Raw genomic sequence first — 15,191 nt, forward strand, 5'->3', positions numbered from 1 at the left:
AAAATTGGATCATAAAGATGGCGGGCTATTTGACAAAGCCAATCGCATTTCTCAACGTTGCAGAAGGCAACATCGCGCAAAGGCTCGCTCTTTTAGTAGCCATCGCTTTGGCTGGAACGATGGCCGGCTCGAAAGCCCTAGGCTTAGCCGCAGACCATTTAAATTATTTCTACCTCTACTATAGCGCGGCTGCAACCCCATGGGCTTGGATCTTACTTGACACGGACCCGCTTTATCACGGACTGTCTAAATTTATCTCAAGTTTCGGTCTAACATTCGATGGCTTTACGTTAATACTCGCGCTCCTGACGTGCGCGTTCAAGTTTTCAGCACTATCGCAAGTGCCGAAAGCAAATAGAATTGTACTTTTCAGCCTATACTTTTCATATTTGTTTTGGGTTCACGAGTACATTCAAATTCGTATTGCTTTCTCAATGGCATTGGGCTTGTTTGCTTTATACGGGACTGATAAGTTTAAGTACCCACTCTTTATGTGTGCCGTACTTATTCATAATACGTTTTTATTAGTTGTGGGGCTGTATTTTCTTTTTTCGCTTGGCTTGAGGCGTCCGATTGCAGCCGCCGTGATCGGAGGCACATTCCTCGCAATCGCCGCGACACAGGGACTGATAAACGACTTGTTGAGCCGCGCGCAGCAATATCAAGACCTTCTGATTCAGGGGCAGTTCACCGCGATAAATATAACTAGTTTGATGCCGATCATCATGGCTCTTTCGACGTGCGCTGCAATTTATCACATCAAGATGATCCCCAAAAACGAACGGCAGGAACTTTATTTTACCATCGTGAGTTTCTCATCATTTTATGTTCTGAGCGCGACACCTGTATTTGCGTTCCGCACGATGGAACTCCTAATGCCCTTCTACTTAATATTGATCGCACGAATGTGGCACATCGGTATAATTTTTAAACTTAGTGCTGCCTTATACGTGCTTGTTGGCCTTCGTCTTGTGTTTTTTGCCGACGACCCTCTTATTGGCAACCGGATGCTTACATGAAACTTCTCGACCTATCGATTTGTATTGTTCTTTATCGTTCCGAATCTGTCGTTGACCGATTTTTACATGAGCTTCGCCAGTCTCTCGCTTGTTTCCATGGTTACGAGATTTTGTTTTACGATAATTCGCCCACGGATTCGCTCCGGTTGATCGTAGACACGGATGATTACTGGCATGACCCACGGAACCTCGGTTTCTCGTACGCCAATAACGAGTTAATACTTCGAGCAAAGTCGAATAACCTACTTTTGTTGAACCCTGATGTCTTTGGTTTTACGGAGGAATTTTGGGATCGTACTATAGACTATATAGCAAGAGAGGTGCAAGAAAAGGTCACATTCGTTAAGTTGCTAAATCCAGATGGCAGCCACCAAGATTGCGTGGGAGAACCGGTGAGCCTTCGTCGTGCGTTTCGACGAACGCCGGATTATTCAAGTCTCACCGAGAGAACCCAGATTAGCGCAGGAATCATGGCTTTTATGCTGACAACCCGCGCCGTTTTTGCTCGTGTCGGCCTGTTGGATTGCGATTATTCGCTTTACGGGGAGGACATGGATTGGAGTTACCGCGCGAGGCGCCAAAAAATTGAACTCCTATATGAGCCGACGTTCGTGCTGACCCATCTTGGCGGCGCATCGACCGAAGGCCGATGGTCTGAAAGGGACGCGCTCAAGCGGAAATATCTAGCTGACGATGTATTTATTGACAAACACGCTAGGGGGCTCCGATGGTTTGCATTAAAGCTTCTCAATAGAATAAAGGTTCTCAGGTTACGATTGGCGGTTCCTGGCAAATGAGCACTATCTGTATCCTGACTCCGTCCTTGAAGACGACCGGGGGAAACAAGGAACTGGTCAGACTAGCACAAGATCTAGTTAGCGCAGGCGCGGATGATGTCCGCATTGTGGCAATGTGGAAAACCGAGAATGAAGTTGCTTCTGGTAGGATCCCGGTTTTTTACCTCAATGATGCGAAGATAAGTCGCGTACAAGTCTTCTTTGGTCTGCTTAGTGCTCTTGTTTCATTTAGGAAGCTCGTCGCAGAGATTGGTCGGGCGAACTGGGTTCTAGGTCACTACCTTACTTATAGCTTAACTCCCATGATTTCCCGCAGTAACCGTTGGTTTTTTGTTCAGGACTTGGAGTGGAACTTCGTTCCAACCTTGTTTCGCCCCCTCCTGCGTTGGGCGATATTGGGTCGGTTGAGGCAAGGGCGCGTGTTAGTAGCAAACGACTATCTCGGCACAAAATTGCATGATTTTGGAGTACCCGTCATCACAACCGCGGCAATTTGGGCGGACAAGGCCTTTTTAGGCAAACTCGATCGAATTCGTGATGTCGATGTTGTCCTGATGATGCGAACTGGTAGCCACAAACGAGCTGATCTGGTTAAGGCTTTCATCGCGGCGCGGGACATCCAATTCCCGGAGATGAACATAATCGTCATCACTCCCGATGATCATCTGGCACAAAATTTTACAACAAATTCTGTCACGCGGGTTTTTATACGCCCAGAACTCCCGGTGATGCGCGACATCTATGAACGGAGCAAAATATTCTTACTTCTCTCCGACCATGAAGGATTTGGCCTTCCGCCACTTGAGTCGATGGGCGCTGGATGCGTTCCATTATGTCGAGATGCGGGCGGCGTTCGTGCTTATATGCGGGCAGAACTAGAGACCAATATTATGCCACTATCTTTAGACGTCCATACTATCTTGAATAGAGTGGTTATGCTTTTATCCAATGATCAGGAACTAAGCCGTCAACGAGCAACCTCTATACGGATTTTCCGTGAGGGCTTAGATGCCACCACTAATCGTCATGACGTTCTCGCGCGATGCGGGATCCTGTAATGTCGAAACCCGCCGCCGGGGTTGCGAAGCCGAGCATAACTATATCTGTGGTTAGTCATGGCCAAGGCGAACTTATTGTTAGCCTTCTAAGAAGCCTCGAAGCGTTTAATCTGTCCCAAGTTGAGATTATCTTAACGCTTAATATTTACGAACCTCGAACGTTCCTCGCGCCATTTCACGACCTACCACTTCGGATTATAGAAAATAAAAGACCGCTGGGGTTTGGAGCGAATCACAATCAGGCTTTTCTTCAAAGTCGAACTGATTTTTTTTGTATCGTCAATCCGGATGTCCGTCTCGCGGATAGCGCGTTTCTTCGACTTCCACTTTACTTTGAGGGGAGTGTTGGTGCGGTTGGGCCGGCTGTGGTTGGGGACGATAACGCACTTGAGGACAGTGCAAGGCGGGATCCGACCTTCTTCCGTCTTTTTAAGCGGCGAATACTAGGCAGTCGGGATCCTGATTACGTTGCTGGTCATGAACCCATACGAGTTGACTGGCTCGCCGGGATGTTCGTACTCTTTCGTCGGGAGGCTTTTCAAGACGTCGGTGGATTCGATGAGCGATATTTTATGTATATGGAGGATGCGGATATTTGTCGCAGGCTCCGGCGACAGGGCTGGTCGGTAAATTTAGTGCCGAACATAAAGGTGGTGCACGCCGCGCAACGAGCCAGCCATCGGAATCCGCGCCACTTGGGATGGCACCTACGCAGCATAATTCGCTATTTAGTTGGATTTTGAAAGCGTGATGCAAATAGCAAACGTGCCGCTGTCGATTTATCTGAGCAACAGTCGTGTGGAGTTACTGCGTGCAAGCACCTTTCGCTTGCTCGATATCCTGCATTTTTAAGCACTGACACCGTGCGCTATCATGCTCTACATAGTGCCTAGATTCGGCAGGCAACGCCGAGATACGTGTGCCACCGACGAAAGCGGGTGACACCGCCTGACCCAAAAGCTAAGCGGTTTGCCGAACTTTGAACTATTGAAGGATTACCATACGTGAAAGGCATCATTCTTGCCGGTGGTAGCGGCACACGACTTTACCCGGCTACTTTGTCGATCTCTAAACAGTTGCTGCCGGTTTTTGATAAACCGATGATTTATTACCCGCTGTCTGTACTAATGCTCGCGGGCATTCGCGAGGTTTTAATCATTTCGACCCCCCGCGATCTTCCGCTTTTTCGCCAGCTATTGGGTGATGGCTCAGGCTTCGGAATGGATCTTAGCTTTGCTGAGCAACACAAACCTAACGGGCTCGCAGAGGCTTTCGTCATTGGTGCTGATTTTGTCGACGGTAAACCGAGTGCTCTTATTCTAGGTGATAACATTTACCATGGAGATAAGATCGGGGAGAAATGCAAGGCTGCGGCTGCCGAAGCCGCCAGGGGCGGCGCTAATCTGTTCGTCTATCATGTTGACGATCCCGAGCGCTACGGTGTGGCGGCCTTCGATCCGGAGACCGGACGGGCAACCAGTATCGAAGAGAAGCCCGAGAACCCGAAATCGAACTGGGCAGTCACCGGGCTTTATTTCTACGACAGGGATGTCGTCGAGATCGCCAAAGGCGTTAAGCCTAGCTGGCGAGGCGAGCTCGAGATCACTGATGTCAACCGTGCCTATTTGGAGCGTGGCGACCTGCATATTACTAGGCTCGGACGCGGCTATGCGTGGCTCGACACCGGTACGCACGAGAGCCTGCACGAAGCGTCGAGCTTTGTCCGCACGATCGAGCACCGCACCGGGATCAAAATAGCATGTCCCGAAGAGATCGCGCTTGGCAATGGCTGGCTCGGTGAAGAAGCCGTGCTCGAACGCGCCGCAATCTTGGGCAAGGCCGGCTACGGCGCTTATCTGAAAAAGCTTGTGGATCTCCGCAAGTGACTGAATTCATCCGGCACAGACTACCGGACCTCGTCGAGGTGCGGCCCATCAAGCATGGCGATCATCGCGGCTTTTTTTCGGAAGTATACAAAAGGGCTGATTTTCAAGATGTCGGGCTGATCGCCGATTGGATACAGGACAACCAGTCCCACTCCGCTGCGGCCGGCACGGTCCGCGGACTGCATTTCCAATCCCCTCCGATGGCACAAAGCAAGCTGGTGCGCGTGTTGCGAGGAGCGATCTACGACGTGGCGGTCGATATCCGTAAGGGCTCGCCCACCTATGGGGAGTGGGTGGCCGTAGAGCTCTCGGCCGAGAAGTGGAACCAGTTGTTCGTCCCCGTCGGGTTCGCGCATTGCTTCATGACCCTCGAGCCCTGCACCGAAGTACTCTACAAAGTCAGCGCCCCCTATTCCAAGGAGCTCGAAGGCGCAATTCGCTGGAATGATCCGGCATTGGGTATCGAATGGCCCGATCTCGGGGTCGAGCCAACCCTGTCCGAAAAAGACAAAACCGCTCCACTGCTGGAAGAATTCGACTCTCCGTTTACCTATCAAGGCTGACTAGATTTATGGACACCATTCTCGTTACCGGCGGAGCCGGTTTTATCGGCTCGGCGGTAGTGCGGCAGTTGGTCCGCGACGGCAAGCGCGTCGTCAATCTCGACAAGCTGACCTATGCCGGCAATCCCGAGAGCCTCAAGACCATCGCCAAAGCGACAAACCACCGGCTAGTCGAAGGCGATGTCCTCGATGGGGAAATGGTGCTGGCGCTGCTGCGCGAAGAACGGGTCGAGGGGATCATGCATCTCGCCGCCGAAAGCCATGTCGACCGCTCGATCGACGGGCCGGGCGCCTTCGTCGAGACCAATGTGGTCGGCACCTTCCGCCTGCTCGATGCCGCGCTCGAATATTGGCGCGGGCTGGAGGGCGAACAGAAGCAAGCCTTCCGCTTCCACCATATCTCGACCGACGAGGTCTTCGGCGACCTGCCCTTCGACGGTTCGATGTTCACCGAGGAAACCCCCTACGCGCCCTCCTCGCCCTATTCGGCTTCGAAGGCGGCGAGCGACCATTTCGTCCGCGCCTGGCACGAGACCTATGGCCTGCCGGTGGTGCTGTCGAACTGCTCGAACAATTACGGGCCCTACCATTTCCCCGAAAAGCTCATACCGCTGGTCATTCTCAACGCGCTCGAGGGCAAGCCGCTGCCGGTATACGGCAAGGGCGACAACGTTCGAGACTGGCTCTACGTCCAGGACCACGCCACCGCGCTGATCAAGGTGCTGACCCAAGGCGCGGTGGGCGAAAGCTACAACATCGGCGGCAATCAGGAGCGCACCAATCTCGCGGTGGTCGAGGCGATCTGCGATGCACTCGACGAGCGCCGCCCGCTCGAGAGCGGCGGCAAACGCCGCCATCTTATCACCTTTGTCACCGATCGCCCCGGCCACGACCGCCGCTATGCCATCGATGCCAGCAAGATCGAACGAGAACTCGGCTGGGCTCCGCAGGAAAGCTTCGACAGCGGTCTGGCTAAGACGATCGACTGGTATCTCGACAATGAATGGTGGTGGGGTCCCATCCGCTCGGGCAATTATGCCGGCGAACGCCTGGGCGCCGACAAGAAGTGAAGATCCTCGTCACGGGTCGAGCGGGACAGGTCGCGCAGTCGCTGGCCGAACGCGCGGGTTCGCATAAGCTCGTCTTCGCCGCGCGTCCCGGTTTCGACCTGCTCGACCCGGCGAGCATCGAAGCAACCATCGCCGAGGTCCAGCCCGATCTGATTATTTCCGCAGCGGCCTATACCGCGGTCGACCAAGCCGAAGACGAACCAGAACTGGCGATGGCCGCCAATGGCGAGGCACCCGGGGTGATCGGTCGCGCAGCGGCCAAGGTCGGTGCGCCGGTGTTGCACCTCTCGACCGACTATGTCTTCGACGGCAGCGGCGAACGGGCTTGGGCCGAGACCGATCCGACTGGGCCGATCGGAATCTATGGCAAGAGCAAGTTGGCCGGAGAGGAAGCTCTTGCTTCTTCGGGTGCGCCCTATGCGATCATGCGTACCGCCTGGGTCTACAGCCCCTTCGGTAGCAACTTCGTCAAGACGATGCTGCGGCTTGCAGAAACCCGCGAAGAACTCAACGTGGTCGCTGACCAATATGGCAATCCAACCAGCGCACTCGACATCGCCGATGCGTTGATGACGGTGGTGAACCGTTGGCATGATGCACCCGAACATGGCGCAAACGCGGTTTATCACGTCGCAGGGCGCGGAACGACCAATTGGGCCGATTTCGCCCGAGCCATTTTTTCCGAGAGTGCCAAGCGAGGCGGCCCTAGTTGCACGGTCAACGGCATCGCGACGGCCGATTACCCCACCAAGGCAATACGACCGGCAAACTCGCGATTGGACTGCACCCGGTTCCATGAGATGTTCGACTATACAGCGCCGAAGTGGGACAGCAGTCTGCGCGATACTATAGCGCGAGTGGGTTGAATTTCTTGGGCTTTTTTTGCCTTGCCTAAGCGGTTGCACGCAAGATGTTGCTTGCATTCGAATTGCCCAATGCTTGAATGGGCTCGGCCTGGCTGAACCCGAAGACGAAGTCTGAAAGGCTCCTCACCGATGCCCCTGCCCTCTCGGTCAGGTCTCGACCGCGGCCAGCGAGTCGGCGAAGCCCTCGGCATCGACGCTGTAATATTGGTAGACCCTGGTCTCGCGCCGGAAATAGTCGGTAGCCAAGGTGGCGCAGTTTTCGGCGCTGCGTTCGAACTCAAGGACCTACGCCTCGATCGAACAGAACCGCGACGCCAGCGAGCTCACGGGCAGGTGCTAGTCACGGGGCCGGACGGAAACTTACTCGGCAACGCGCATCAGATGGCCTCCCGCGAAAGGACCCGGAATTTGTCGACGGACCCACCCCCGTTGAGCCGGACGCCATGGATCGTTTCGCTTATAAGCCGGGTTTCGGTAATATCGAAGATAAGTTCCTCGGCCCCGCTGCCGACGCGCAACACAAAGATCCTCGAACCGATCAGGTGAACCTTGAGCCGCTCGCCGACCACCACGGTTTTATAGACCGGCCGAGCCAAGCGTGTGGTAACCCCCATCGGTTTTCGAGAGCCGGCCGCCTACACTCATGAAGCACGAATTCCGGCGTGCGCAAGAGCCCAACCCCTGAGGCTATTTGGAGCCCTTCAAACGAAAGCATTCGACCGTTGAACCGGCAGTTCTCAGACCTTCGACCGATCAGGAACTGCTTGGCTGAGTCGGGACGGTATCGGCTTTCTTCGATCCCGGTGCAACAAGCCAGGCCGACGCGAGCATCAGTATGGCCATCACCATGGGCGTGCGTGACGGATAATCCGTAACACTTGCTGCGAGTATGAGGGCGATCAAGATCGTGCCCACTTTGGCAAGCACCCGAGCCCCCCTGTTCGCGTCCGCCGCAGACCAGGCGCGAAGGCTTTTCAACAGATACCATACCAAGACGGCTGCGATTAAGATGCCAGCGACGAGACCGCCTTCGAGGAAGAGCTGCAGCCAATCATTGTGCGCCAGATTGATGTATTGCGGGCTCAACAGGCCATCGGGCTCGGCAATGCGAAACACCGGGTCGAAAGTCCCGAAGCCAGTTCCGGCGGGGAAGTATCGCTGGCTCATCTCCAGCACGATCGGCCAGATCTGCGACCGCAAATCGGCTTGACCGTCAAGCATCGTCGCCCGATCAACCGAAACCGCGCGATCCAGACCGACGCTCAACCAAATGGCGCCGATCAGAACCGCGATTGCTACGAAAACAATAGGCACCGCGATCTTGCGCGGAATGGCTTTGAATTGCTGTGCTGCCCGTCGGCGGAAGGCAAGGAAGGTCAACACAATTCCTGCCAATCCGACAATAACGCCGCTTCGCGATCCTGTTGCGAGAACCATGAGGATGAAGAGAACAACCATCCCGAATGCCACGGCGATTTTCCAGGGCAGGGTCTCGTCGCGAAAGGCCCAAGCCATCGCCAGAACCACTCCGATCGCCAAGAACAGGGCAAAGTGATTGCGGTTGGCGAAATTGCCGGCCACGGCGCCGGACACAGTGTTGATCAACGGGTTATCATAATTCGCCCCCGAGAACTGCAGCACCCCGAGAACCGCCCCAGCAACCACCAAGCCCAGCACCAGAATCGCGATCCGCCAATGCTGTTCGCGGGTCAGGTTGGCCACGAGCAGCAAGACTACCGCGGGCACGATCAGCGAGGCCAGTGCATTGGATGTGCCGCTCGGCGAGATCGAAAGTGGCCGCCAGGGCTGTTCCGCTCCGGTCAGCACCGCCGCTTCCATGAAGATCGCGCGGCCGGGGAGCTCGGTCCAGATCGAGGGTGGCAGGGGAACCAGTTGCAGGGCGACCAGCAGGGCTGCTGCACCCAGGATGATGGCCGGCTCCTTGACCACACGCCAGTCCACCCGCGGGAGCGTGAAAATCGCCACCACCAGGATCGACCAGGCGAAGAACCGTACGACCGCCTGCCCGAGAACATCGGCGCGCGAGGCCCCGCCGGCTACCCAGAGAATGACGAGGAAGGCAACGAGCAACCAGAAGGACAGGGTCGATGCGCGATCGGAGGCAGCGGAATGACGAGACATGCGCCGCGAATAACCAATTCCCGGCCCGGAGCAAACCGAATAGCTGTCGCAAAACTCGGCAGCCCCGGCCCCCGGTGGTTTTCAAGCGGCGGGAACGCCTTCGAGGCCCAGCACGGTGATCGTCCGTACCCCACCGAAATCCTGGCGAACTGCAATCATGTTGCTACGCTCCAGATGCTCGAGCAGCCGGCGGATGCGACCCGGCGATGAGCGGCCGTATACCCGCGCCAGCTCGTCCTCGTCGGGGCGGTTGCGGCCGTGAAGCGGCCACCGCGATCGTGAGGTAGGGCGCGAGCACATCCTCCTCCATACCCTCGGTCAGCCGCTCGATCGTCGCGCGCGCCGCAGGCGACAGCTTGCCAGTGCCGGAAAGCGCGAAGGCGAACAGCCGGCGAAATTCGCCCATGTCGATAGGCGCGCTGCCCACGCCATGCTGACGGCAGGCGGTCAGGAATTCTCGGAACAGTGTGCCGGTCGAACGGAAGGTTGCACCCTCCTGCCGCGCCAGATCCTCGACGATCCGCTCGACGCTCACCTGGGCAGGCTCGTCGACGGTATCGGTTTCGGTCTCCTCCATCGGGGCGGCCTTGGAGGCGATCGGTGGTGTCAGGGCCTCTTCCGCTTCGACCGGCCGGGGTGGTAGAGGCAAGCTGGCGCGGTGCACGATCGTCTGCTCGACTTCGCTTATCGTCTTGCGCTTGGGAGCGGCGACACGCGGCGCGTTCACCTGCGCTTCCTGCGCCAGTTCCCCATGCAGCAGCGCCTCGAGCTCGTCGCCTCCGGTTTCGGGTAGCCGCATCAGACCCTGCCCGGCATTCTTGCCTCCGGTCTGCGTGGCGCCAACCTGCACCGCGACAGGACGTCGGCTCATCACCGGTCCCAGTCCCAGGAACTGGCCGCGCTGGAGATCGCGGATGCGCTCCGCCTGCTTGCGGTCCATTTCGAGGAGACCGGCAGCGCGCTGCATGTCGATATCGAGGAGGGTGCGGCCCATCAGGAAATTGGACGCCTCGGCGGCAACGTTCTTCGCCAGCTTGGCGAGTCGCGGCGCGTGTCCTCGGCCATCTCGCCCGCCGCGGCGGGGCGAATATCTGCGCCTCGTCCACCACCACCAGCGCGGGATACCAGTGCTCGCGCGGGGCGTCGAACAGCGCGGTGAGGAACAGCGCGACGCAGCGAATCTGCTGCTTCACCTCGAGTTCCTCGAGCGCCAGCACGGCCGAGGCGCGGTGCTGCCGCACCTGACGCGCCAGCGCTTCGATCTCGCCCGGCGAATGCGCCGCTCCATAGATAATGATATGGTCGAACTCGTCCGCAAGGCTGCTGAAATCGCCCTCGGGGTCGATCACCGCCTGCTGGACGAGGCCCGCGCTCTGTTCCAGCAAACGGCGCAGCAGGTGCGATTTTCCCGAGCCCGAATTGCCCTGCACGGGCAGACGCGTGCCGCAATTCCTCTATGTCGATGGGCACGCCTTGCCCGTCCGCATTCCTGCCAATTTCAATTCGCGCCCGCATGTAGAAGGCGTAGACGTGTCACACTGCTGCAGAAAGAGCACCACGAGGTTTTTCCGACAATGCCAGCGGGGGCAAAGGACGAGAGGATACCCCCGCAAACCAGAACATGAGGCAACTCATTACCAGTACCATAGGTTTTCGCTGGGACGTCCGATATCAAGCCCGGAGAGATCGGCCATTTCAAACGTCCCATCTTGAATCTGAATTCGTTGAGTACGCGATCGGCGTCCCAAGGCATCGCGCCGCGCTTCAGCAATGGGCCTAAATCTGGCGGACCTAGAGCATACGACCGCCGACAAACTCGTCGCATCCCCCGACCGCCAGCGGATCAAATAGGTTTGCTTGCGGATGGGTCAAAGACCTTCGCGCTGGAGCGAGGCGCAACACGCGGTGTGAACGCTCGCGTGAGAAGCTATGTGTGTCAGTAAGGGGTATAAATACGGCTAAACCGCCTCAAATACGGCGATTTTCTGCGGGTTTGGCCGGATGATGGAGCGGGTAGCGAAATTCGATCTGACACATACTACCTGTTCATACAAATCTCCAACCTCGAGAATGTTTCATTATTCTTTGTAACATGCAGCCTCTCTATCGCAGAGATTCGCAAGTATCCTCACCCAACGCGTTGATATTGGACAATTCATTGCAATCACAGCGGTTCGACCGCTTCGCCCGCGGCGCTGGTGAAGGGGAAGGAGTCGACGCCTATCTTCTTCAGTTCGTTGACCATTTCACGAGCCTCGGCGGCGCTGTCGTAGGGGCCGGACAGCAGGCGGTTGGCTTCGACCCACGGGGTCACGAAGGGGCCCGTGCCGTCGAGCTTGCCCTCGGCGCTGCGGGTGATGCGGCGCCAGTCGAACTTGAGTGCGGCGCGGTCCTTGCCGGTGGCCACCTGCACCCAGTGGCGCGCGGGATGCGCGGGCGGCGGTGGCGGCTTGGGCCTGACCTTTTCGCGCGGGATGGCGATGCGCGTGATGTCGACCGCGCCGGGGGCAGACGGAGGCGGAGCCGGCGGCGCGAGCGTGAAGCCGTCGAAGGCATCCTCGAGCGATCTGCCCACCGCTGCGCCCGCGCTGGCGGTGCCCGAAGCCGGTGACGCTGAGGCGGTTGCCGTGTCCACCGGCTGCGCGGATGCCGTCGGATCGACGCGCGCGATCACAGTGGGCTCGGGCCGGTCGGATCGTGCGGGTACGGGGTCGTCCGGCACGGCAGCGACTATCCGGGGGCCTGCCGGCGGGTCGGCCGGCTCCGGCGCGGCCGCCTGCCGTGCGGGAGGCGCTGCGAGCGAAGGCGCGGGCGTCCTTGGGGCCGGAACAGGGTTCGATGTCGGGGCCGGGGTCGCGGCGGATGCTTCTGCAGGGGCGGCGACGTCCGTGTCCTGAGGCAGCCGATCGGCCGGCTCGGGAGGCATACTGCCCGCACCCGGTCGCGCCGGTTGACCGCGTGCCGGAGCCGGCGTTTTGGCCCCTGCACTTGCGGGAGTACCCGGTGCCTGCGGCGCAGCCGCCGGTGCCGCCTGCGCCAACTGCACCGGGCGCGGTGCATAGGCGGCGATCGCCGCTTCGTCGGTACCGATGCTGGAGGTGCGCGGGAACACGCCGAGATTGCCCGCGGCGGCCTGCTGCGCGCGGGTCAGGCGGGGCATGTAATCGAGATAGGCGGCCATCCGCGCGCCAAGCCCTGCAGGCAGCACGGTGTTGGCGATATCCTTCGCCTCTTCCGCATCGCCGAGCACCGCAAGGCCGAAAGCGCGCGTGCGGAACGCGGGGACATCGCCGTCGCGAAGCAGCGGCAAAAGCGTGGCTTCGAACGCTTCGCGGTCGCCCGAGATCGCCTGGCTGAGCGCCAGCCGCCGCACTGTTTCCGCACCCGCACCATTGTCCAGTGCCAGACGGTAAAGCTGCTGCGCGCTGGCCGCATCGCCGACGAGATCGAAGGCCAGGCCGCGATCCTGCGCCATCCGCGTATCGGGCACCCCTGCCCGCTCGGCCTCGGCGAACAGGCGCAGCGCTTCGATCGGGCGGTGCGAGCGCGTATAGGCGCGCGCCAGACCGACGCTGGTGCGCGGATTGCCGGGCGACAATTCGTTCGCACGGCCGAAAAAGCCGATCGCCGCATCGATGTCGTCGAGTTCAAGCGCGGCTTCGCCAGCGTCGAGCAGCGCGGTCACGTCCTGCGAGTTGCGCGCCAGCCGCGACAGCGCATCGCTCAGTTTTTGCTCCCCCGCACCCGGCAGGGGCTGCACGATCTCGCGCTGGGCCGACGCAGGTGCGCCCTGCACCGCCATGGCAAGCAGTACAGTGGCAGCAGCAAGACGCCGGGTCGAAATCATGTCCTATCCTTTGCAGCGCGGGCGTTAACCCGCGCTGAAACGGCTGCTTACTGGTTGTTCTGGCGTCCGAGGAAACGCGGGATGTTCAACCCGCCGCCATTGCCGCCATCGGCATCGTCGTCCTCGTCTTCCTCTTCGCTGGTACTGGCACCGCGCGAGAGATTGGCCATCCGCTCGAACAGCGTGTTGCCGGGCAGCGATCCCGACCCTGCACCCGCGCCGCTGGCGGGAGCACTCGGCGCGGCCGGTGCCGGGCTGTCACCCGGCACGATCGGCTGGCGGCGGACCGGCTTGCTCGCCAGCGGGCTGGCGCCCTGTTCGTCGCCCAGTTCGAATTCATCCTGCGACGCCGACGGTTCGCGCATGTCGCCCGACAGGTCGAGCGGAGCGCGGCCAGCGGACTCACCCGCCTGGCCCTGCTCGGCTTCCGAACCATGTCCGCCTGCAGCAGGCGCGCCGGTGTCATCGTCGCTGTCGAAACGTTCGGTCTGTTCGTTGCGCAGCCCGGCCAGCGGGTCGACGATATCGTCGACGTCGTCATAGCCATCTTCGTCGCGCTCCGCCGAGGAACCCGACGTCGCGGGCGACAACCCGAACGGGCGCGGCGCGTCGTCCTCTTCGGCTTCGTCGGTCAGGTCAAGCGCATCGGCATCGTCCGCATCGGCATGCGGAGACGCCTGCGACTGCGATTGCGGGGCCGGGTCGAAACCGCGCGGCGCTTCCGGTTCGGGATCGGCGGAAAGACCTTCGTTGAGTTCGAACGGCTCGTCTTCGGCTTCGCTTTCGCTTGGCAGGTCGAGCACCGGACGCCGCGGCGCGCTGCTTTCGCGCGGGGCGAAGCTGCTCATGGGGGCAGCGGCAACCGAACCGTCGGGCTCGATCCCGGTGGCGACGACCGACACACGGATCTTGCCTTCGAGATCGGGATTGAACGCCGAACCCCAGATGATGTTGGCGTCTTCGTCGACCAGTTCGCGAATATGGTTGGCCGCCTCGTCGACTTCGAGCAGCTTCATGTCCTCGCCGCCGATGATCGAGATGATGACGCCCTTGGCCCCGGCCATGCTCACGCCGTCGAGCAGCGGGTTGGCGATCGCGTGCTCGGCCGCTTCCAGCGCGCGGTTGTCGCCCTCGCCTTCGCCGGTGCCCATCATCGCCTTGCCCATCTCGCTCATCACCGAACGCACGTCGGCGAAGTCGAGGTTGATCAGGCCCGGCATGACCATCAGGTCGGTGATCGAGCGCACGCCCTGCTGCAGCACTTCGTCGGCGAGCTGGAACGCTTCCTTGAAGGTGGTTTCCGCCTTGGCGACCAGGAACAGGTTCTGGTTGGGAATGACGATCAGCGTGTCGACATGCTTCTGCAGCTCGTCGATGCCCGCTTCGGCCGCGCGCATGCGGCGCGTCCCTTCGAACAGGAACGGCTTGGTAACCACGCCCACGGTGAGCACGCCGCGCTTGCGCGCCGCCTCGGCGATGACCGGGGCCGCACCGGTGCCGGTGCCGCCGCCCATGCCCGCCGCGATGAACACCATGTTCACCCCGTCGAGCGCGTCCTCGATATCCTGCACGGTTTCCTCGGCTGCGGCCTTGCCCACTTCGGGGCGGGCGCCTGCGCCGAGCCCGCCGGTGATATCCGGACCGAGCTGGATGCGCTTTTCGGAAGGGGACGTGCTGAGCGCCTGCGCATCGGTGTTGGCGACGATGAAATCGACGCCTTCGATCTTCGCTTCCATCATGTTGGCGATGGCGTTGCCGCCCGCACCGCCGACGCCGACGACCATGATCTTGGGACGAAGATCGTCGTCCGATGCCGGTCCGATATTGATACTCATCAAGAGTCCCCTGGGTATTCGAAAGTCACGTGCTGGCTTTATGTCACAACACTGGCACAAAGCGAATCGCAGATCGAAGCCGCGCCAGCCTTATCCACAAGGCCTAAA

Annotated in this window: 14 protein-coding genes; 9 read left to right on the plus strand and 5 right to left on the minus strand. The window is 59.3% G+C overall.

Annotated elements, in window-relative coordinates:
- Positions 1-17: 17 nt before the first annotated feature.
- The 8 genes from WKH79_RS07165 to rfbD all read left to right on the plus strand — a co-directional run bounded on the left by WKH79_RS07165 (position 18) and on the right by rfbD (position 7,259).
- Positions 18-1,019 (plus strand): EpsG family protein, encoded by a 1,002-nt coding sequence (locus tag WKH79_RS07165; protein WP_341860057.1) that lies wholly within the window; start codon positions 18-20, stop codon positions 1,017-1,019.
- Positions 1,016-1,816 carry a glycosyltransferase gene (locus WKH79_RS07170; RefSeq protein WP_341860058.1) on the plus strand — a complete coding sequence of 267 codons (801 nt, stop codon included), beginning with the start codon at positions 1,016-1,018 and terminating at the stop codon, positions 1,814-1,816. The genes WKH79_RS07165 and WKH79_RS07170 overlap by 4 nt, the downstream gene beginning before the upstream one ends.
- A gap of 26 nt (positions 1,817-1,842) precedes the next feature.
- Positions 1,843-2,874, plus strand: coding sequence for a glycosyltransferase (locus tag WKH79_RS07175; RefSeq protein WP_341860059.1), 1,032 nt, complete (start codon positions 1,843-1,845; stop codon positions 2,872-2,874).
- A complete protein-coding gene (locus WKH79_RS07180; RefSeq protein WP_341860060.1) occupies positions 2,874-3,617 on the plus strand; it encodes a glycosyltransferase family 2 protein in 744 nt (247 codons plus the stop codon). Before WKH79_RS07175 ends, WKH79_RS07180 begins: the two co-directional genes overlap by 1 nt.
- Positions 3,618-3,878: 261 nt before the next feature.
- Complete coding sequence (gene rfbA, locus WKH79_RS07185; RefSeq protein WP_341860061.1) at positions 3,879-4,760, plus strand: glucose-1-phosphate thymidylyltransferase RfbA; 882 nt, start codon at positions 3,879-3,881, stop codon at positions 4,758-4,760.
- The gene (gene rfbC / locus WKH79_RS07190) at positions 4,757-5,323 is read left to right on the plus strand and encodes a dTDP-4-dehydrorhamnose 3,5-epimerase (protein ID WP_341860062.1); all 567 of its coding nucleotides are present in this window, start codon (positions 4,757-4,759) and stop codon (positions 5,321-5,323) included. The genes rfbA and rfbC overlap by 4 nt, the downstream gene beginning before the upstream one ends.
- 8 nt (positions 5,324-5,331) lie before the next feature.
- Positions 5,332-6,393: a dTDP-glucose 4,6-dehydratase gene (rfbB, locus tag WKH79_RS07195; protein ID WP_341860063.1), complete on the plus strand. Its 1,062-nt coding sequence runs from the start codon at positions 5,332-5,334 to the stop codon at positions 6,391-6,393.
- Positions 6,390-7,259: a dTDP-4-dehydrorhamnose reductase gene (gene rfbD / locus WKH79_RS07200; protein WP_341860064.1), complete on the plus strand. Its 870-nt coding sequence runs from the start codon at positions 6,390-6,392 to the stop codon at positions 7,257-7,259. Before rfbB ends, rfbD begins: the two co-directional genes overlap by 4 nt.
- Before the next feature lie 377 nt (positions 7,260-7,636).
- Here the strand turns inward: rfbD and WKH79_RS07205 are convergent, their stop codons facing one another.
- The 3 genes from WKH79_RS07205 to WKH79_RS07215 all read right to left on the minus strand — a co-directional run bounded on the left by WKH79_RS07205 (position 7,637) and on the right by WKH79_RS07215 (position 10,395).
- On the minus strand, positions 7,637-7,873 hold the full coding sequence (locus WKH79_RS07205; RefSeq protein WP_341860065.1) for a hypothetical protein: 237 nt from the start codon (positions 7,871-7,873) through the stop codon (positions 7,637-7,639).
- A gap of 139 nt (positions 7,874-8,012) precedes the next feature.
- The gene (locus tag WKH79_RS07210; RefSeq protein WP_341860066.1) at positions 8,013-9,401 is read right to left on the minus strand and encodes an O-antigen ligase family protein; all 1,389 of its coding nucleotides are present in this window, start codon (positions 9,399-9,401) and stop codon (positions 8,013-8,015) included.
- 163 nt (positions 9,402-9,564) lie between these two features.
- Positions 9,565-10,395, minus strand: coding sequence for a hypothetical protein (locus tag WKH79_RS07215; RefSeq protein ID WP_341860067.1), 831 nt, complete (start codon positions 10,393-10,395; stop codon positions 9,565-9,567).
- A gap of 133 nt (positions 10,396-10,528) precedes the next feature.
- Here WKH79_RS07215 and WKH79_RS07220 point away from each other — a divergent pair, with 133 nt between their 5' ends.
- Positions 10,529-11,026, plus strand: a complete 498-nt coding sequence (locus WKH79_RS07220; protein WP_341860068.1) for a hypothetical protein — start codon at positions 10,529-10,531, stop codon at positions 11,024-11,026.
- Positions 11,027-11,565: 539 nt separating this feature from the next.
- On the opposite strand, the gene WKH79_RS07225 is transcribed toward WKH79_RS07220, so the two are convergent.
- On the minus strand, positions 11,566-13,248 hold the full coding sequence (locus tag WKH79_RS07225; RefSeq protein ID WP_341860069.1) for an SPOR domain-containing protein: 1,683 nt from the start codon (positions 13,246-13,248) through the stop codon (positions 11,566-11,568).
- Positions 13,249-13,295: 47 nt separating this feature from the next.
- A complete protein-coding gene (gene ftsZ / locus WKH79_RS07230) occupies positions 13,296-15,083 on the minus strand; it encodes a cell division protein FtsZ (RefSeq protein WP_341860071.1) in 1,788 nt (595 codons plus the stop codon).
- Positions 15,084-15,191 lie beyond the last annotated feature (108 nt).

It is taken from the genome of Qipengyuania sp. GPGPB31 (assembly GCF_038396345.1).
Taxonomy (GTDB): Bacteria; Pseudomonadota; Alphaproteobacteria; order Sphingomonadales; family Sphingomonadaceae; genus Qipengyuania; species Qipengyuania citrea.